This is a genomic window from Streptomyces sp. NPDC016851 (assembly GCF_055562795.1).
This window is the reverse complement of record NZ_JBVHEP010000026.1, coordinates 59,054-77,007: the sequence shown is the minus strand read 5'-3', so window position 1 is coordinate 77,007 and position 17,954 is coordinate 59,054. Positions and strand designations below refer to the sequence as shown.

Sequence of the window (17,954 nt, the reverse complement as noted above, 5' to 3'; positions counted from 1 at the left end):
TCGAGCACGTTCGAAGACGCCCATTCAGCCCTTGACGGCGGAGCTGGCGACGCCTTGGACGAACCACCGCTGGAAGAAGGCGAAGACCACCAGGACGGGCAGGACGAGGAGGACACCGAAGGCGAGGATCTGGCCCCAGTCCGGGGGCTCCTGGCCCTGGAAGACGCTCATCTCCAGCGGCAGCGGGCGCACCGAAGGGTCGGAGACCATGAGCACCGGCCACAGGAACGAGCCCCACTGGATGAGGAAGGTCAGGATCGCCACGGAGGCGAAGGCCGGCTTCGACATGGGGACGATGATCGCGAAGAACGTGCGCCAGGGGCCCGCGCCGTCGATGCGGGCGGCTTCTTCGATGCTCGGCGGGATCGAGCGGAAGAACGTGTGGAACTGGTAGACCGAGAAGGCGTTGGCGATGAACGGCAGCGCCAGGATGGGGAGGGTGTTGCGCTGGTCGTTGAACATGTAGAAGAGCGGCACCGCCACCGACTCGAACGGGACCAGCATCAGCAGCAGGATGAGGGTGAAGACGGCGTTCCGCCCACGCCACTTCAGCCGGGACAGCCCGTAGGCGGCCATCGAGTTGACGAACAGGCCGCCGGTGACGACGACGAACGCCAGCAGCAGTGAGACGCCCATGAAGCGCCAGAAGTAGCCGGTGCTGTCGGAGTCGAGGCTGTCGAGGACGGCGGAGTAGTTGTCGAAGGAGAGGTGGGTGGGGAGGAAGCCGGACAGGCCGTTGAGGACCTCGTCGGACGGCTTGAGGCTGCCCAGGAACAGATAGATCACGGGCAGGATGAAGATGAGGGCCAGCACGCTGAGTACGGCGTAGTCCAGGAAACGGCGCAGGGGCGTAGGGGTCGTGCCCATGGGTCAGTCCTCGATTCCGGGCCGGACGACGCGGCGCTGGATGAGCGTCAGGACGACGACGATCAGGAAGAAGACGACGGTGATCGCGGACGCCTGGCCGATGTTGTTCTGGTCGAAGGCGGTGGTGACGGCCTGGTACATCACGGTGCGGGTGGCGTCCTCGTCCAGGCCGCCGCCGCGGACGAGGACGTACACCTGGTCGAAGACCCGGAAGGACAGCACCGAGGTGAGCATCGCGACGAAGACGAGGGTGCCGTGGATGCCGGGCAGGGTGACGTGGCGGAACTGCTGCCAGCGGGAGGCGCGGTCGAGTGCGGCGGCCTCGTAGAGCTCCCCCGGGATCTGCTGGAGGCCGGCCAGGAGGATGACCATCTGGAAGCCGACGCCCTGCCAGATCGACAGCACGATGAGCGAGGCCATCGCGGTGGCGCCGTCGCCGAGCCAGTCGAAGGCGCCCCAGTTGCCGAGACTCACGGCGTCCAGTGCGGAGTTGAGCATGCCCTGGTCGCTGCGGGCCAGGATGAGGCGCCAGATCACGGCGACCAGCGCCATGGGGAAGACGACCGGCATGAAGAACAGGGACCGGAAGAGGCCGATGGCCTTGAGCTTGCGGTTGAGCAGGATGGCCAGCCCGAGTGCCAGGGCCGTCTGCACCGGGACGACGACCACGGCGAAGGTCAGGTTGTTGAGCAGGGCCCGCAGGAACGGCCCGGACAGGTCGGGGTCGGTGAACAGCCGCCGGTACTGCTCCAGGCCGAAGAAGGTGGGCTCGAGCGGGGAGCCGAGGCGGACGTTGTAGAAGGAGAGCACCACGGCGTAGCCGAACGGCACACCGACGAAGACGATGAGTCCGATCACGGCCGGGGCGGACATGAGCAGCCCGTGCAGCCAGTCGCGGTTCTTGCGGCCCGGACGAGTCGATCGCATCGATCGCTTCGCACGCGCGGGCTTCACGGAGGTCACGGACGGGGCCTGCCCCGGGCCGGGCGGCGGCACGGCGGGCGCGGGTTCCACGGATGTCACGGGAGGGTCCTGTTCCCGGCGGGGCGGGCGCGCGGTGTGCGGCCCGCCCCGGCCGATGGTCCTACGGAATCTTGTAGCCGGCGTTGTCGGAGAAGTCCCGGTCGATGGCGCGGGCGGCCTTCTCCAGGGCGCTCTTGGGGTCGGCGCCGCCGTAGACGGAGTTCAGGGCCTCGCTGAACTTCGCGGTGACGGTCGGGTATCCGGCGGTCACCGGGCGGGTGACGGCGACACAGGACTTGGTGATGTCGCTGTCACCGCAGGGCTTGGCGAGCTGGTCGGCGAAGAGCTGCAGCGGGCCGCCCTGCTTGTACAGGCTGCTCTTGGCGAGCGCGGTCTTGGTGGCGGGCACCGCCCCGTTCGCGGTCGTCATGGCGGTGACGTTGGTGTCGTTCAGGAGGGTGTCCAGGAACGTGCCGGCCGCCTTGGCGTTCTTGGTGTCGGCGCCGATGCCCCAGGCCCAGGAGCCCTGGCCGGTCTTGGGGCCGTTGCCGAAGTCGGGCAGCGGAAAGACGACGAGGTCGTCGCCGAGGGCCTCGCTGTAGGCGGGGTACATCCAGTGGCCGACCCAGCTGAGCGCGACGCGGCCCTTGGCGAAGGCGTTGCCGTCGGTGTTGGGGTCGACGTAGGTCTTCCAGGACTGGAAGGTCTTCAGGGCCGAGGTCACGGCCGGGGTGTCGAGGGCGCCTTCCGCCTTGCCGTCCTTGAGCAGGGAGCCTCCGGCGGACCAGACGATGGGAGCGAAGCCGTAGGTGCCCCACTCCTTGGCGTAGCCGCCGGACTCCTGCAGGTCGACGGTCTTGCCGTCGGGGTCCTTGGCCTTCAGCTTCTTGAGCGCGGCGGTGAACTGCTCCGCCGTCCAGGCGTCGGACAGGCCCTTGGGATACTTCACCCCGGCCGCGTCCAGCATCTTCTTGTTGCCGTAGACACCGAGGCCGGAGTCGAACATGCCCAGGCCGTAGTGCTTGCCGCCGACCTCGCCCTGCGCCTTGCTCGCGTCGGTGGCGTTGTCCAGGGTCTTGGCGGAGACGTACGTGTCGATCGGGGCGAGCTTCTTGTTGTAGACGAAGTTCGCCATGGTCGGGCCGTCGAACTCCAGCACGTCCGGCAGCTCGGCGGCGTCGGTGGCCGTGATGGTCTTGGTGTAGTCGGCCTCGGGTATCAGTTTCAGATCGACCTTGATCTTGTTCTGCGAGGAGTTGAAGGACTTCACCGCGTTCTGCAGCGCGGTGGCCTCGTTCTTCTGGCCCTGATGGGCCCAGACACTGATGGTGCCCTTGCCGCTCCCGGCTTCGGCGGAGGCATCGGTACCACCGCCCCCGCCGCATGCGGCCAGCGCCAGCAAGGGGGCCAGGGCCAGGCCCGTACAGGCGGTGCGGCGGTACTTTCTGCTGGTCGAGCTCATGGCTGTGCCTCCGTGCTGTGGCGAGGGTTCGAAGTGCGGGAGTGCTTCAGGTGCGTGGGGGTGCTTCAGGTGGGTGGGGGTGATTCAGGTGCGTGGGGCTCGGGGAGTTACTGCGGTCCGCGCGGGCGCGGCGGTGCCGTGGTCTCGCGCAGCACGAGGCGGGTGGGCATCTGCACCTGCCCGGCGGGTGGTTCGGCGCCGGGTTCCTCCAACTGCTGCAGCAGCAGCCGGGCGGCCTCGGCGCCCTGCTCGGCGACCGGCTGGGCGACGGTGGTCAGCCCGACCACGTCGGCGAGTTCGTGGTCGTCGAAGCCGACAACGGACACGTCGTCCGGCACCCTCAGCCGGTGGCGGCGCAGCGCGCGCAGGGCGCCCATCGCCATCTCGTCGGACTGCGCGAACACGGCCGTCGGCGGACGTGAGACGGCCAGCAGCTCGGTCATCGCCCGCTCACCGCCCTCGACGGTGTAGTCACCGTCCGCCTCCAGAGCCGCATCGGCTTCGATCCCGGCATCGGCCAGGACGTCGAGATATGCCTGTCTGCGCTCGACGGGAGTGGTCCAGTGCAGCGGACCACTGGACCCCGAGATCATGCCGATGCGGCGGTGGCCGAGGTTCACCAGATGCCGTACGGCGCTCTCGGTGCCGGCCTTGTCGTCGATGCCGACGACGGTGAAGCCGGGCCGGGTGCCGCCGACGGTGGTGGCCAGCGGCACCCCGAGTGAGCGCAGTGCGGCGGTCTCCTCCTCGTCAGGGATGAGCAGCGACAGCACGGCGTCCACCCGCTTGCGGACCGGGAGCCGGGTGAAGAAACGCTTGCGCGTCTCCGGCGAACGCAGGTTGTACAGCAGTACGTCGTACCCGGCGGCACTGAACACCTGCTCGGCGGCGTCCAGTACGGTGCCGAAGAACCAGCGGCCCACGTACGGGACCACGACGCCGATGGTGAAGGTGCGCCCACTGGCCAGGCTCGCCGCCGAACGTGAGGCCGTGTAGCCGAGTTGCGCGGCGACGGCCGTGATCTGCGCCCGCACTTCCTCGGAGACCCCCGGTCGGCCGCGCAGCGCGCGGGACACGGTGGACGCCGAGACGCCGGCGGCGCGGGCGACATCGGTGATGCTGGCCGTCACAACGCATTCCTCCCGTTGTTTTCACGTCGGTGTGATCTGTGGGTGACGTGACCGTAAACCCGCCCACCTTGTTGCGCAAGCGTTTGCGTTCATATTTACTTGGGCCAGTTCTCAGGAGACCTTTTCGTTATCAAGTATCAGCGCACACGTTTGGGCGCTGTCGAGCCGACAGGAACTGTGCATGCGATACGCCCCGCCCGGCCTCTGCGTGAACGACTTCGCCCTCCTGCGCGACGACGACGGCACGTACGCGGTCCTGCACCTGCAGGGCCCCTGGACAACGGAGTTCGACCACCTGCGGATGGAGACCTCCTACGGCCGGGCCACCTCCACCGACCTGGTCCGCTGGGAGCCGCAGGGCACCGCCTTCGGCAACGGCCTGCCCGGCCGTTTCGACGAGCAGGCGGTGTGGACGATGCATCCGATCCGGCACGGCGACGGAATGGCGATGTTCTACACGGGCGTCTGCGGGCTCACGCCGGGCGGCTGGCCGCTCCAGTCGGTGGGGCTGGCGTACTCCGACCGCACGGACGGCACCGCGTGGCGGCGCCATGGGACCGGCCCGGTCGTCGAGGCGGACCCGGGCTGGTACCGCACGGGTGAACACATGGGCTGGCGCGACCCGTTCGTCGTACGCGACGACGAGTCGGACGGCTGGGTCATGGCCGTCTGCGCCAGCGACGCCTCCCTCCCGGTGGAGGTCAGCGGCTGCGTCGCCTGGGCCACCTCCGACGACCTGGAGCACTGGACCGTCCACCCACCGCTCCTCTCCCCCGGTGACGTCAACGAACTGGAGTGCCCGGTCCTGGAACGTCTCGACGACGGCTCCTGGCTGCTGCTCGGCTCCATCGGCGCCACCCGCGGCTTCGAGGCATGGACCGCGCCCCGCCTGCGCGGGCCCTGGACCCGGCGCGGCCCCCTCGGCCCGACCGGCGCCTACGCTCCGCGCGTCATCGCAGCGCCCGACGGCTCCCGCGTCGTACTGCACACCACACCTCGCCGGGTCGGCCTCAGCGACACCGGTGACCGCTGCCGCGGCATGCTCACCCAGCCGAAACTCCTGGTCACGCCCGAGGATGCGGCGCCCCGCCTGGAGTGGTGGCCCGGCCTGAACGCCTGGCTCGGCGAGGAGACGGACCGGCCCGCCCTGCACGCGGTCGGCGACGTCGGCATATCCGGCCCCGTCGAGATCACGCTGCGGACCGACACGACGGACGGCGACCGCCCCGCCCTCGCGGTGGGCTGCGACGGCAAGAACCTCTGGGTCACCGGCCCGGACGGCGCCCGCCTCGGCGAGACCGTCCTGAGCGAACCCGCCACCGCCCTGCGCATCCTCACCGTCGGCGAATACGTCGAGGTCTACGCCGACGGTGTGTTCGCCTTGACCACCTTGTGCTACGCCGGCCGCCCCGCCCCCTGGACGGCCGTCACGGAAGGACGCGAACGCACCATTCCCGTCCGCCCGATCCGGCTGCCCGACCCCCACCGCGACGACGCCTCAGCCATCTGGCCCGGCCCCTCCGCTCCCTGACGGGCGAGAGCCCGCGCGCCCGCTGACCGGCACCCGGCACGACCCAGGAAAGGCCCAGCCATGAACGTCACCGCCGATGGTCTCCGCTTCCCCGACGGCTTCCTGTGGGGTGCCTCCACCGCCGCCCACCAGATCGAGGGCAACAACGTCAACAGCGACTGGTGGCACATGGAACACGGCGGCGGCTCCATCCCCGAGCCCAGCGGCGACGCGGCCGACAGCTACCACCGGTGGCGCGAGGACATGGACCTGCTCGCCGAACTCGGCTTCACGGACTACCGCTTCAGCATCGAATGGGCCCGCATCGAGCCCGTCCCCGGCCACTTCTCCAAGGCCGAGATCGCCCACTACCGGCGCATGGTCGACGGCGCCCTCGCACGCGGTCTGCGCCCGATGGTCACCCTGCACCACTTCACCGTCCCGCGCTGGTTCGCCGAACGCGGAGGCTGGACCGCCGACGGCGCCGCCGACCTCTTCGAGCGGTACGTGCAGGCGACCGCGCCGGTCATCGGCACCGGCGTACGGCACGTGTGCACCATCAACGAACCCAACATGATCGCGGTGGCCGGCGCCGTCCGCGACCTGGGCACCGAAGCACCCCCCACGGCAGGGCTCGTACTGCCCGACAAGGCCACCACCGACGCCCTGATCCAGGCGCACCACCGTGCGACGGCCGCCGTCAAGGCGATCTCCGCCGACATCCAGGCCGGCTGGTCCGTCGCCAACCAGGTCTACCAGGCCCTGCCCGGCGCCGAGGCCGCCACCGCCGCCTACAGCCACCCCCGCGAAGACGTCTTCATCGAAGCCGCCCGCGACGACGACTGGATCGGCGTCCAGTCCTACACCCGCACCAGGATCAGCACGGACGGCCCGCTCCCCGCCCCCGACGACGCCGAACGCACTCTCACCGGCTGGGAGTACTACCCCCGAGCGGTCGGCTACGCCCTGCGCCACACCGCCGAGATCGTCGGCGACGTCCCCCTGATCGTCACCGAGAACGGCATCGCCACCGGCGACGACACACGCCGCATCGCTTACACCACCGGAGCGCTCCAGGAAGTCTCCGCCGCCCTGGAGGACGGCCTCGACGTACGTGGCTACCTCCACTGGAGCGCCCTCGACAACTACGAGTGGGGCTCCTACAAACCCACCTTCGGCCTCATCTCCGTCGATCCCGAGACCTTCGCACGCACCCCCAAGCCCTCCGCGGCCTGGCTCGGCGGACTGGCCCGAACCGGCGTTCTTCCCCGAGCCATCTCCTGAAATTCACCCCAGCCCCGGCAGGCCGCGCAGCTCCTGGATCCGCAGGAGGCGTGCAAGGAGCAGGAACAGCAGGACCATGGCGGTGCCGCCCGCAGCGAGGGAAAGGGCGGGCGTCCAAGAGACTGATGTCAGACTCTGGCTGCAGGAGCGGGCGAGGAGCCACCCGGCAGCACCGGCGGCGGTGGCGGCCGCGGTGAGTTTCGCGTAGGTGCGGCAGATCCGCCGGCCGTCGAGGAGACCCTCCGTGCGTCGCCGCAGGCGCACAGCGGTCAGCAGGAGGCCGACCGCGTAGGACAGAGCGTAGGCGGCGGCCATCCCCGTGACCGCCCAGCGCGGGGACAGCAGGAAGTGGCAGGCCGTGGCGAGCGCGATGTTGATGCCGCTGATCCACAGCGCCATCCGGAAAGGCGTGCGGGTGTCCTCGAAGGCATAGAAGCCGCGCAGCAGGAGGTACTGGGCGGAGAACGGGATCAGTCCCAGTCCGAAGGCCTGCAGCATGTGGCCCAGCGAGACGGTGGCGGCCGCGTCGGCGGTGCCGTGGGCGAACAGCAGTTGAGCGATCTGCGGACCGAAGGCGAGGAAGAAGAAGGCGGCCGGGACGACGATGACACCGCTGATCCGCAGCGCGCGGGACAGGTCGGCGCGCAGATCGTCGACACGGTGCTCCGTCACTGCTCGGCTCATGCGCGGGAGCAGCGCTGTCACGAGGGAGACAGTCACGATCGACTGGGGCAGCATCCAGATCTGCTGGGCGTAGCTGTAGGCGGTGTAGCCGACGCCGTCGTGCGGCAGAGCGGCGTCGGCGGAGGAGGCCAGGCGGGTGACCACGGTGCTCGCCACGAGGTTGGCCAGCACGAACAGCAGCGTCCAGCGGGCCGCGTTCACGCTCTTGCGCAGGCCGGTGCCGCGCCAGTCGAAGCGTGGCCGGAACCGGAAACCGGCCGCGTGGGCGTAGGGGATCAAGGTGAGCGCCTGCAGAGCCAGGGCGAGGGTTGTCCCGATCCCGAGCAGCCTGACCTGGGCGTCGGTGATGTCCGAGACCCGCTCGGGCGCGGTCATCAGGCCGAGGTAGAGGCCGAACATGGCGATCAGGACCAGGTTGTTGAGGACCGGGGTCCACATCATCGCGCCGAACCGGTTCCGGGCATTGAGGACTTGACCGAAGATGCTGAACACGCCGTAGAAGAAGATCTGCGGAAGCAGGAAGCGTGCGAAGGTCACGGTCAGCTCGAACGCGTCGTGCGTGGCGGGTGTGTCCTGCTGGTAGACGCTGATGATCTCAGGGGCGGCCCACGTGGCCAGCGCGGTTCCCACGCCGAGGACGCACAACACCAGGGTGACCAGGCGCTGTTCGAAGGCGGCGCCGCCGTCGGCATCTTCTGCGCGGGCCCGGACGAGTTGGGGGACCAGGACGGAGTTCAGTGCGCCGCCGATCAGCAGGAAGTACAAACTGGTCGGCACGGTGTTGGCCTGGTTGTAGGTGGTGGCCAGCAGCCCGGTGCCCAGCGCGGCGGCCTGCAGCACCTGCCGTATCAGCCCGGTGGCACGCGAGACCACGGTGCCCGCCGCCATCAGCGCCGACGAACGCAGCAGTCCGCCCTCGCCTTTCGCCTTCTTCGGGGCAGCGTGCCTCCGTCTCGTGGACCGCTGTAATCGCTCGGACGACGTTTCCTCGATCATGGGCACAAATCTACGATGCAGAGCTCTCTGTCTGGAGGCGCAGACCTTCTCCTCGGACTTGACCTGCGCGACCGGCGCCGGGCGCCGCAGCACGTCCCTAGTCCCGTCGCCGCGTCCCGTTCGTCCTGGGCGGTGGCGTCACCGCGCCATCGTGTCACGCTGAAGGTCTTCTACGAATTCGCGGAGCTCCGCCGAGTACCAGGGAAGGTGGCATTCGAACTGGCCGCGTATCGACGGACTCGACTGGTACATGGATCGCACCAGTGACTTCCAGGCGATGCGATCCTTCGGCCTCACGTTGCGGGACTGTTCGGCGATCTCCTGGAAGTAGATGCAGTAGAGCTCGGCGAGTGAGGCGATGCGGCTGGCCTCCGGGTGATCAGGCGGAACCGGAGTGTTATCGAAGAAGAAGGGCCGTATGTGCGGGTGCTCGATGAGGGTCAGCTTGATCTGAATTCCGATGTCGTAGGTGGCCCGGCGGGCGGACGAGCGCAGCCCTTCTGTGAGGTGGCGCAGTTGAACGATCACCGTGGCCAGACCGACGAGAGCGGCTGCGCTTCCAACGGCTGCGGCTAGCGCTTCCAACTTGTCCGTCCACGGCACGGTCTTCCTCCTTCGTCGCGCGCCCGTGCACCTTCGATGGCTCCTCAGTGCCCGTCGGTCCAAAACAGGGACTGCACTGTGTTGCGGCGGTGTTGTACTCGATCTGCCGCCAACCGGCGCCCCTGAAACCGGCCTGTTAAAGGCTGTTGGCGGGCGGGACGTGGATCGCCTCGGCGTGGCTGGACCGGCTGGGTGTCCCCGAATTGAGAAGGGCGACGATTTCCCGGGCGCCGTGCGGCGAAGTCGTCAGCCGGGCCCACGAACCATCGCGGAAGGAGACCTTGAAGTCGGACTCGGCCACGCTGAACGGTTTGATCTCCGCGCCGGCGATGTCCTCCCGGGGCACCGACCAGAGGACGGCCTCGGATCCCGGAACCTTCTCGCCGCCGCCCCATGAGACGAACCGATTGCCACGCGCCGTGTTCTCGTACGACAGGACGCGCACCAGCCCTTCCGACTCCGCCAGTTCGATCTCGGTCACCATGCGCCAGGGCCGCCGGGAGGGATCGAGCTGCCAGGGCAGCGTGCGAGCCGTCTCGCCCGCGCCCGCCCACATGACGGGGAAGTCGTCGACCTCGTTCTCACGCTCCTCCAGCTTCCCCCGCTTCTCCGGCGACGCGGGGCTGCCCAGGGCGTCGGCGATGATGTGGAGCGGCAGCATCAGGAGCCCGGTGACGACGGTCTGGACGTGCCGGCCGAGCTTGCCGAAGAACCCCCGCACCGCGAAGGTCCGGCCGGGAGGCCAGCCGGGCAGATCGGGCTCGATGTCATTGCGCTCGCGGTCGCGGAACGAGCGCCGCTTCGCCACCGAGGCGGCGGTACCACTCGCGAACTCGACCCGGTAGCGCTCCGGTTCCTCGTGCATGACCTTCCTTCCCCGCCACTCTGGCGGGGTCCACTATGCCAAGTGAGGGGGCTGGTTTTGTTCCCGTCCTGTGTCGTTGTCGCGGAGGCCCGCGCGTTTGCGTGATCCCCGGCGAGGGCCGTGCCCGGCGTGAGCCGGACAGCCGCCGGGCCGTCCGGGACAGTCCGGAACGCGCAGGTCCCGGGGGTGCTCGGTGTCCGGGACACCCGTGGAGCCGTAGGTGTCTTGCGGCCGACCGGGCGGATGGTCACCATCGGGCTGCGACGTCGCAGTGACTCCCCCGCCCCGCACACTCACGAGAGGCCACGAGATGAGGCAGCACGGTTCGCCCCGCCCCGACGACGTTTCCGACCCCAGGTCCTTCGTCGACCGCATGCGTGCGCTCAAAGCGTGGTCCGGGCTGACGTACCGGGAGATCGCGGCTCGCGCGCACCGGAACGGCAGCGGTACGCCCTCCCCCGGTCGGCCAGTGCTCCGCCGTCAGCAGGGGCTGATCGACGGCTCCCCGTTCCAGCAGGGAGGTGCCCAGGTTTCCGAGCCTGTTGAGCATGACTACTCCTCGGTTGGGTCCGGACCCGACCCGGTGAGCGGGCGGGATGAACGGTGACGAGTCTGGGGAGGAAGTGAGCACCGCTTCAACGGTGGAACAGCGCTCCGATGCATTTCGAATGCGTTCCGAACACATGGGCCCTGGAACGATGAGTTCTCGCGGGCTGCCGGGTCAGTACCTGCATGACTGCACAGAACACGCCGCCTGTCGTCTCCCGTGTGGAGTGGCTGGCCGCGATCGACACCCTTCGTACCCGGGAGAAGGCGCACACCCGGGAGGGCGACGCGATCGCCGCCGCCCGGCGCCGTCTGCCCATGACGGAGGTGGACGCCTCGGCCCCGCTCGTCGGAGGCAAGGGGCCCGTCCCCTTGATCGACGTCTTCGAGGGCCGCACCCAGCTGTTCGTCTCGTACCACATGTGGCATGACGGCCGCCCCGCTGCCGAGCAGTGCGAGGGCTGCACCTTCTTCACCGGCCAGGTCCGCGAACTGTCCTATCTGCACCAGCGTGATGTCACGTTCGCCGTCTTCTGCCAGGGGCCCTACGAGGAGTCGGACCGCTACCGCCGATTCATGGGCTGGGACCTGCCCTGGTACTCCGTACCCGCCGAGTCGCACGAACGGCTCGTCGCAGGCCGACACTTCGGGATGAAGGCGTGCTACCTCCGCGACGGGGACCGTGTCTTCGAGACGTACTGGACCACCGGCCGCGGCGTCGAACCCATGGCGCCGTCGTACGGCATCCTGGACATGACGGTCCACGGGCGGCAGGAGACCTGGGAGGACTGCCCGCCGGGCTGGCCGCAGCCGTACGAGACCCGCGGTCAACAGTTCCGAAAGGACGGGCGGCCGACCGCGCAATGGGCGCGTATCGCCGCCGGGCACGACGACGGCATCCACGACGGACAGGCGGGCACGGGCAGTTCGGGCTGCTGCTCCTGAAGCCGTCGGCGGGGTCGCGGGTGGTGTGGGCTGCGCTCCCGGCGCCCGCCTGGCTGGACGGCCGGCGGGCGGCCGGAGGGCCGGTGGCTTCCAGGTCCTGTCCCCTCATCTTTGCGCCTACGGCACCATCGAGGAGGAAGCGCGGCGCAGCCGGGTCAGGAGGTCAGCTCGACCGGACGCGGACGGTCCGGAGAGGGGCGCAGGATGCCGGCCGCCGCGGCGGCGGTCGCGCAGAACAGGGTGAGCAGCAGGAACGTGTGGTTGAGCGCCATGAGATGGGTCATCCAGCCGATGACGGCGGGGCCTGCGAGCATGCCGATGTAGCCGAGTCCGGCGACCCGGGAGACGTTGGTGCCCGCGGCTGCGGGGTCGGCGTGTCCTGCGGCGCTGAAGAGTTGGGGGATGCACCCGGACAGCCCCAGGCCGAACAGCGCCCAGCCGGTCAGCGCCGCCCAGATCCAGGGCGACAGGGCCACGACCGTGATACCGACGGCGGCCAGGGCCGCGCCGTACCGCAGCACGGCGACCGGCCCGAACCGCGCGGATATCCGGTCCGCCAGGAGCCTGCCGACGGTCATGGTGGCCGCGTAGGTCCCGTAGGCGAAGGCGGCGGTGCTCTCCGGCGCGTCCAGGACGGACTCGAGGTGGAGGACGCTCCAGTCGTTGGCGGCTCCCTCGCACAGCATGACCAGCAGAGCCAGGACGGCCAGGAGCCAGATCCGGGCGGGGACAGCGCGCTTCTTCACCTCAGGCTCCCCCTCGGCATTGGCCACGGGGGTGGCCGGCACGGTGGGCAGGAGGCCGCGAGCGGCCAGCAGGGCGACGATGACGCCGAGGCCTGCGGCGGTGCCCAGTGTCGTGGCCGGGTCCCAGCCGATGTCGATCGCCGCGGCACCGGCGAGCGCGGCCAGGACACCGCCGACGGAGAACGTGGCGTGGAAGGCCGACATGACGGGTCGCCCGTACGCCTTCTCCACCTGCACGGCATGCGCGTTCATGCTGACGTCGAGGGTGCCGTTCCCGAATCCGAAGAGCACGAGAGCCGCTCCGAGGGCCCACGGTTCCCGGGCCAGCCCGGGCAGTAGCAGGGTCGCGCTGCACAGCACTCCGGCCAGGGGGACGACGGCGCGTGTGCCGAGCCGGTCGGACAGTCGCCCGCCGACCTGCATGCCGGCGAAGGCCCCGGCACCCAACAGCACGAGGAACCCGCCCAGGGCAGCGTGGCTGATGCCCACGCGTTCCTCGATGGCCGGGATCTGCACCACCCACATGCCCAGCAACGTGCCATTGAGTACGAAATAGACAAACGTCACGACGCGAGATGCGCGCAGCACTCTTTCCATGCGGACACCTTAACGAACAGATTCATTGTTCGAAACCGCGCACTACGAACAGTTTCACTGTTCGCTCGTAGTGGTGTTGAATCGCGGTATGAGCAGTGAGCGTCACCGACTGATCGCCCAGGCCGTCCAGGAGGCAGGAACGGCCACGGTCACCGAACTCGCCGACCTGACAGGTGCCTCGGAGATGACCGTCCGTCGCGATCTGGACCACCTGGCGTCGCAAGGCGTCCTCGAACGGTTCCGCGGCGGCGCGCGCACCCTGCTCCTGCGCGGAGACGAACCTCCCTTCGCGCTGCGCGCCCACGAAGCCATGGACGCCAAGCGCCGGATCGCGGCGGAGGTGGCTTCACTCATCGCCGACGGCGAGACCGTTCTGCTCGACAGCGGCACGACCTGTCTTGAGGTCGCACGCCTGCTGCACGGACGGCAGGTCACCGTCATGCCGCTGTCGCTGCAGGCGATCGGCATCCTCAGCGACGCCCCCGAACCGACCTCACTCCTGGTCCCCGGGGGCCGGCCTCGCGCCGGCGAGGGGGCCCTCATCGGGCCCCTCACCCTCACCTCGCTGTCGGCGCTGCGCTTCGACACCGCCGTCCTGGGCTGCTGCGGCTTGGCCGCCGGAGACGGCATGACCGCCTACGACCTCGACGAAGCCGCGGTGAAGAAGGCGGTCATCGCCTCAGCACGCCGCATCATCGCCGCTGCCGACGGCAGCAAACTCGGCCGCACCACCCAGGCCTACGTCGGCCCCTCCACCCTGGTGCACATCCTCGTCACCGACACCACCGCGCCCGCCGACGAAACCACCGCACTCGAGAACAACGGCACCGCTGTCACGATCGTCTGAACCGTCCGGCGGTCAGGAGCGGACGTCAGGAGCGGACGTTCGCCCGGACCGCCTCTTCGATGGATGTCTGGCCCGTGTTGAGTTCGAGGATCTGCCGGCCGATCCGGGGCTCGTGGAGCAGTTCGGCGAGGGTGGCGGCGACGTCGTCGCGGGTGATCTCGCCGTGGAGTTCGGCGGGACCGAGGGACACGGTGCCGGTCCCGGGACCGTCGAGAAGGAGTGAGGGGCGCAGGATCAGCCAATTCAGATCACTGCGGCTGAGCTCGACGTCTGCGCCTTTCTTCACGGCGAAGTAGTACTCGACCTCCTCGCCGAGGTCGCGCTCCCGCCATGATTCCGGGAGCACCGACACCAACACGAAGCGTTCCACACCGGCGAGGCGTGCGGCCTTGATCGCTTTGACGACCCCATCGCCGTCGACGGCCTTCGTGACCTCCCTGCTACCGCCGTTCGATCCGGCAGTGAAGACGACCACGTCGACGTCGCCGAATGCTGCGGCCAGTTGTTCGGCGGACATGCTCGAGAGATCGCCGACTCGTGCGTCAACGCCCCGCGTTGCGAGTTCGGCCCGCTGGTCGTCCCGGCGAACGAGCCCGTGGACGGCGTCTCCTCTCTCGCGCAGTTTCCGCGCGAGCAGGCCACCGATACCGCCGGTGATGCCGATGATGAAGACGTCCACGCCGGATACTCCGATCTCTCGATGTAATTGTGGGGCACCGTCGTCGGACCGGTGCCTGAGTGATCAACGATCCCCATCCAGGCGGGTATTCCAGGTAGCAGGGTGACCAGCGAGCCGGGGCCTCTTGTCCGCAGCGGCAATCCGCACAGTCGAGCGATGTGATCACTCGATCGTGAGTTCTTATGTTCTCGTGCCCGGCCTGCCCAATGCTCGGAGGAACGGCGCGTGACCGGCGCCGCCCGGACGTGGGGTGAGTGGGGGAAGAGCATGACGCGAGAAGCGGGACGGTGTGACGGCCTGGACGAGCAGGCGGTGCTGCTGGTGGCCGGGTTGGCCGATCTGACGGTGAGTACGGTGAGTTCGGCGGTGGGGACGCTGCGGGGGTTGCTGCGCCGTTCGGATACCGCAGAGCTGGCGGCGCAGGCCGAGAGCGAGCTGGTGGCGCGTGGGCGCCTGGCGCTGGACCGGTACGCGGCCGTGCCTCCGGCCCACCTGGAGATCCTCGCCCGGCACGTCCAGGCCCGGAAGGCCGCCGATGGCGCCTGACCGGTGGGAGCCGGCCGCGTTCAAGTCCCGTGTCGACGAGGTACTGCACGAGTTCGCCGCCCGGGAGGCCGATCAGTTCGCCGCGATCGATCCGCTCCTGGCCCCGGTGGCCGCGCAGTTGGAGGCGGCGGTGGCGGACGGCAAGCGGCTGCGAGCGGCGTTCTGCTACTGGGGCTGGCGCGCGGCGGGACAGCCGGACAGCGACGCACTGGTGCGGGCCGCGACGTCCATGGAGCTGGTGCACGCCGCTGCGGTCGTGCACGACGATCTCATCGACGACAGCCCGCTGCGGCACGGTCGCCCCACCGCGCACATCGCCCTGCGCGGTGCCGTGCGGCGGCGTCCGCGCGCCGACGCCGCCGCCAGGTCACTGGCGATGCTCGTCGGAGACCTGCTCATGGCGCTGGCCGGGCAGTTGTTCACCACCAGCGGTCTGCCCGCCGCCTATCTCGCCCGGGCCCGCCCCTTGTGGTCGGTGATGGCCCGCGAGCTCATCGCGGGAGAGTGCCTGGAGATCCTGCGCACCGGAGCCGGTCCGGACACCACCGCGTCACTGAAGGTGATCCGCTACAAGACCGCCAAGTACACCGTCGAACAGCCCCTGCTGATCGGCGGCGCTCTGGCCGGGGCGGGCGCGCAGTTGCGCGAGGGCTACTCCGCGTACGGGCTGCCGCTGGGCGAGGCCTTCCAGCTGCGGGACGACCTGCTCGGCTTGTTCGGAGATCCGGAACGCACCGGCAAGGCCGACACCGACGACGTGCGCGGCCACCGGCCCACGGCCCTGCTCGCAGAGACCTGGCGTCTCGCCGGCCACGAGGACCGCGAACGGCTGCGGGTCGTGCTCGGCCGACGCCGCCCGGACACGGACGACCTGGACACGGTGCGCGAGATGATGCGCCGGCTGAAGGCGCCCGATCGCATCGAGAACATGATCGGCGCACGTGTCCGGGAGGCACTCGGCGCTCTCCACGAACTGGACGTTCCGGCGCACGCCTCCAGCGCTCTGACCGCACTGGCGCAGTCCGCGGCGGACCGCCTGTCCTGAACTCTCCCGCGCCCCGGTTCTCACCGCCACCCGCCACGACCGGCCGCCTGCCCGCCCGTCGGCCGCCGGCCGTCGCCGGTCCCAAGACAAGTCGCCGGTCCCGAAGACAAGGAGCCCCGAACCGTGACCTACACCGAGTCGTCCATGGACGCCCTGCGGCACGTCGGCGACGAACTCGCCGACGCCACCGTCGCCGCACTCTTCGAGCGCGGCCAGGTGGGTGTGTTCAACACGCTGATGCGCTACGTCTCCACCGCCGGCGCTCCCCTGCCCGACGGGCTGCCCGATGTCGCCCGGGAGTACCTGGAGGCCACCCGCGTCCCGCCGCCCTGGGTGGACTGGGCGGAGATGGAGAAGGCCCGGCTGTTCTTCCTCGACAACAACGTGCACATCTCCACCGCGCTGTCCTTCGCCTCCATGCCCGCCTGCTACGTCGTCCCCCACGTGGCGAAGCTGTTGTCGGCCACGCACGGGCTGGACTACCCCTCCAAACGGATGGCGGAGACGGGCCAGTTCACCGTCTACCTGATGCAGCCCGACGCCTTCGAGGCCGGCGGCCGCTTCGTCCCCGCCGCGCAGAAGGTGCGCCTGCTGCACGCCTCGATCCGCCACCACCTCCAGCGGGAGAGCATGTGGGACCCCACCGCGCTGGGAACGCCGATCTGCCAGGAGGACATGATCGGCGGGCAGATGTTCTTCTCCCTGCTCGTCCTGGACAGCCTGCACCGCCTCGGCATCCACATGTCCGAGGAAGGCGCCGAGGCCTACTACTACGCCTGGCGCGTCGTCGGCGCGATGCTCGGCGTCGACCAGGACGCCGTCCCCAAGTCCCTCGAGGAGGCCCGCGCCTTCCTCGATCTGTACATGATCCGGCACATGGGGCCCTCGGAGGAGGGCGCCCGCCTGACCCGCCAGCTCATCGACCTCTACGAGGAGGTCGTGCCCGGCACCTTCTTCGACCCGATCGTCTCCGCCCTCATCCGCCACCTCATCGGCAACACCTGCGCCGACTGGCTCCATGTGCCGCAGACCCCGTGGGACACGGTCGTCAAGGCCGTACCCCACCTCCTCGGCATCCTCGAAACCGTCGAAGACCGCTCGCCGCTCGGTGCCTGGGCCCTGGACCGTCTCGGCCACCTGACGACCATTTTCGAGCTGTCCTCCCTCACCCGCGGACGCGTCATGCACTACGCCATCCCCGAACAGCTCAAGAAGGACTACGGCATCTCCCCCACGGTGCCCCGCACCCACCGCTGGAACCCGCCGGCCCCGACGGTCTCCTGATCACCCCGCGTCGAGGTCGTCGCAGGACGTCGTAGGCCAAGTGCGTCGCGGTCGATGTCGAGACCACGCCCCGCTGCCCCAGCGTGCGCGGCGCTCCGCCGGTGAACAGGGGCGTCCCGGCGCCCAGCACGACGGGCGCGAGGCGCAGCGACGATCCGAGTCACGAGGTCGACCGGCTGGCGCTCACGATCTTCCCGGTCTTCCCTCGGCGGCGGACCACGCCTCTTCGACGACGGACTGGCCGCGGGGCAATGGCGCTCGTCAGTCAGCCCGCGGGCGAGCCCGGCACGCCGGCCCTCGTCTATGACCCCGTCCGGTAGGCCGGCCGGTCAGCGGTCAGCGGTCAGCAGCGCTC

General features: G+C 69.6%; 16 protein-coding genes and 1 pseudogene. 7 read left to right on the top strand and 10 right to left on the bottom strand.

Translation table 11 applies throughout. The features are described 5' to 3' along the window. Positions 1 to 24: 24 nt before the first annotated feature. The 4 genes from ACZ3I3_RS33090 to ACZ3I3_RS33075 form a co-directional block, all read right to left on the bottom strand. Complete coding sequence (locus tag ACZ3I3_RS33090; protein ID WP_467371037.1) at positions 25 to 867, bottom strand: carbohydrate ABC transporter permease; 843 nt, start codon at positions 865 to 867, stop codon at positions 25 to 27. A gap of 3 nt (positions 868 to 870) precedes the next feature. After that, a complete protein-coding gene (locus ACZ3I3_RS33085) occupies positions 871 to 1,890 on the bottom strand; it encodes a carbohydrate ABC transporter permease (RefSeq protein ID WP_467371035.1) in 1,020 nt (339 codons plus the stop codon). Positions 1,891 to 1,951: 61 nt separating this feature from the next. Beyond that, positions 1,952 to 3,292 (bottom strand): ABC transporter substrate-binding protein, encoded by a 1,341-nt coding sequence (locus ACZ3I3_RS33080; protein ID WP_467371034.1) that lies wholly within the window; start codon positions 3,290 to 3,292, stop codon positions 1,952 to 1,954. Positions 3,293 to 3,399: 107 nt separating this feature from the next. Further along, a complete protein-coding gene (locus tag ACZ3I3_RS33075) occupies positions 3,400 to 4,422 on the bottom strand; it encodes a LacI family DNA-binding transcriptional regulator (RefSeq protein WP_467371032.1) in 1,023 nt (340 codons plus the stop codon). Positions 4,423 to 4,603: 181 nt separating this feature from the next. Between ACZ3I3_RS33075 and ACZ3I3_RS33070 the strand changes: the two genes are divergently transcribed. Continuing rightward, the gene (locus tag ACZ3I3_RS33070) at positions 4,604 to 5,953 is read left to right on the top strand and encodes a glycoside hydrolase family protein (protein ID WP_467371031.1); all 1,350 of its coding nucleotides are present in this window, start codon (positions 4,604 to 4,606) and stop codon (positions 5,951 to 5,953) included. 60 nt (positions 5,954 to 6,013) lie between these two features. After that, on the top strand, positions 6,014 to 7,216 hold the full coding sequence (locus ACZ3I3_RS33065; RefSeq protein WP_467371030.1) for a glycoside hydrolase family 1 protein: 1,203 nt from the start codon (positions 6,014 to 6,016) through the stop codon (positions 7,214 to 7,216). Positions 7,217 to 7,219: 3 nt separating this feature from the next. Here the strand turns inward: ACZ3I3_RS33065 and murJ are convergent, their stop codons facing one another. From murJ to ACZ3I3_RS33050, 3 genes are all read right to left on the bottom strand, one after another. After that, positions 7,220 to 8,896 carry a murein biosynthesis integral membrane protein MurJ gene (murJ, locus tag ACZ3I3_RS33060; protein WP_467371028.1) on the bottom strand — a complete coding sequence of 559 codons (1,677 nt, stop codon included), beginning with the start codon at positions 8,894 to 8,896 and terminating at the stop codon, positions 7,220 to 7,222. Between the two features lie 138 nt (positions 8,897 to 9,034). Next, positions 9,035 to 9,499 carry a hypothetical protein gene (locus ACZ3I3_RS33055; RefSeq protein WP_467371026.1) on the bottom strand — a complete coding sequence of 155 codons (465 nt, stop codon included), beginning with the start codon at positions 9,497 to 9,499 and terminating at the stop codon, positions 9,035 to 9,037. A 136-nt stretch (positions 9,500 to 9,635) separates the two neighbouring features. Continuing rightward, the gene (locus ACZ3I3_RS33050) at positions 9,636 to 10,364 is read right to left on the bottom strand and encodes a hypothetical protein (RefSeq protein WP_467371025.1); all 729 of its coding nucleotides are present in this window, start codon (positions 10,362 to 10,364) and stop codon (positions 9,636 to 9,638) included. 732 nt (positions 10,365 to 11,096) lie between these two features. On the opposite strand from ACZ3I3_RS33050, the gene ACZ3I3_RS33045 reads away from it, so the two are divergent. Continuing rightward, a complete protein-coding gene (locus ACZ3I3_RS33045) occupies positions 11,097 to 11,855 on the top strand; it encodes a DUF899 family protein (RefSeq protein ID WP_467371023.1) in 759 nt (252 codons plus the stop codon). Positions 11,856 to 12,010: 155 nt separating this feature from the next. Here the strand turns inward: ACZ3I3_RS33045 and ACZ3I3_RS33040 are convergent, their stop codons facing one another. Next, positions 12,011 to 13,198 carry an MFS transporter gene (locus ACZ3I3_RS33040; RefSeq protein ID WP_467371021.1) on the bottom strand — a complete coding sequence of 396 codons (1,188 nt, stop codon included), beginning with the start codon at positions 13,196 to 13,198 and terminating at the stop codon, positions 12,011 to 12,013. An 88-nt stretch (positions 13,199 to 13,286) separates the two neighbouring features. On the opposite strand from ACZ3I3_RS33040, the gene ACZ3I3_RS33035 reads away from it, so the two are divergent. Beyond that, positions 13,287 to 14,045: a DeoR/GlpR family DNA-binding transcription regulator gene (locus tag ACZ3I3_RS33035; RefSeq protein WP_467371020.1), complete on the top strand. Its 759-nt coding sequence runs from the start codon at positions 13,287 to 13,289 to the stop codon at positions 14,043 to 14,045. A 25-nt stretch (positions 14,046 to 14,070) separates the two neighbouring features. On the opposite strand, the gene ACZ3I3_RS33030 is transcribed toward ACZ3I3_RS33035, so the two are convergent. Next, positions 14,071 to 14,724 carry an NAD(P)H-binding protein gene (locus tag ACZ3I3_RS33030; protein ID WP_467371019.1) on the bottom strand — a complete coding sequence of 218 codons (654 nt, stop codon included), beginning with the start codon at positions 14,722 to 14,724 and terminating at the stop codon, positions 14,071 to 14,073. Positions 14,725 to 14,991: 267 nt separating this feature from the next. Here ACZ3I3_RS33030 and ACZ3I3_RS33025 point away from each other — a divergent pair, with 267 nt between their 5' ends. From ACZ3I3_RS33025 to ACZ3I3_RS33015, 3 genes are all read left to right on the top strand, one after another. Next, positions 14,992 to 15,270, top strand: a complete 279-nt coding sequence (locus ACZ3I3_RS33025; protein ID WP_467371017.1) for a polyprenyl synthetase — start codon at positions 14,992 to 14,994, stop codon at positions 15,268 to 15,270. Beyond that, positions 15,260 to 16,315: a polyprenyl synthetase family protein gene (locus ACZ3I3_RS33020; RefSeq protein ID WP_467371016.1), complete on the top strand. Its 1,056-nt coding sequence runs from the start codon at positions 15,260 to 15,262 to the stop codon at positions 16,313 to 16,315. The genes ACZ3I3_RS33025 and ACZ3I3_RS33020 overlap by 11 nt, the downstream gene beginning before the upstream one ends. A 123-nt stretch (positions 16,316 to 16,438) precedes the next feature. After that, a complete protein-coding gene (locus tag ACZ3I3_RS33015) occupies positions 16,439 to 17,599 on the top strand; it encodes an oxygenase MpaB family protein (RefSeq protein ID WP_467371014.1) in 1,161 nt (386 codons plus the stop codon). Positions 17,600 to 17,621: 22 nt separating this feature from the next. Here ACZ3I3_RS33015 and ACZ3I3_RS33010 read toward each other — a convergent pair. Next, positions 17,622 to 17,750 (bottom strand): annotated as a pseudogene (locus tag ACZ3I3_RS33010) (dihydrofolate reductase family protein); the annotation flags it as partial. Positions 17,751 to 17,954 lie beyond the last annotated feature (204 nt).

Excerpts from the sequence above, each read along its gene's own strand:
- ACZ3I3_RS33090 (WP_467371037.1), bottom strand. The coding sequence starts at position 867 with ATGGGCACGACCCCTACGCCCCTGCGCCGTTTCCTGGACTACGCCGTA.
- ACZ3I3_RS33080 (WP_467371034.1), bottom strand. The coding sequence starts at position 3,292 with ATGAGCTCGACCAGCAGAAAGTACCGCCGCACCGCCTGTACGGGCCTG.
- ACZ3I3_RS33070 (WP_467371031.1), top strand. The coding sequence starts at position 4,604 with ATGCGATACGCCCCGCCCGGCCTCTGCGTGAACGACTTCGCCCTCCTG.
- ACZ3I3_RS33065 (WP_467371030.1), top strand. The coding sequence starts at position 6,014 with ATGAACGTCACCGCCGATGGTCTCCGCTTCCCCGACGGCTTCCTGTGG.
- murJ (WP_467371028.1), bottom strand. The coding sequence starts at position 8,896 with ATGATCGAGGAAACGTCGTCCGAGCGATTACAGCGGTCCACGAGACGG.
- ACZ3I3_RS33050 (WP_467371025.1), bottom strand. The coding sequence starts at position 10,364 with ATGCACGAGGAACCGGAGCGCTACCGGGTCGAGTTCGCGAGTGGTACC.
- ACZ3I3_RS33045 (WP_467371023.1), top strand. The coding sequence starts at position 11,097 with ATGACTGCACAGAACACGCCGCCTGTCGTCTCCCGTGTGGAGTGGCTG.
- ACZ3I3_RS33040 (WP_467371021.1), bottom strand. The coding sequence starts at position 13,198 with ATGGAAAGAGTGCTGCGCGCATCTCGCGTCGTGACGTTTGTCTATTTC.
- ACZ3I3_RS33035 (WP_467371020.1), top strand. The coding sequence starts at position 13,287 with ATGAGCAGTGAGCGTCACCGACTGATCGCCCAGGCCGTCCAGGAGGCA.
- ACZ3I3_RS33025 (WP_467371017.1), top strand. The coding sequence starts at position 14,992 with ATGACGCGAGAAGCGGGACGGTGTGACGGCCTGGACGAGCAGGCGGTG.
- ACZ3I3_RS33020 (WP_467371016.1), top strand. The coding sequence starts at position 15,260 with ATGGCGCCTGACCGGTGGGAGCCGGCCGCGTTCAAGTCCCGTGTCGAC.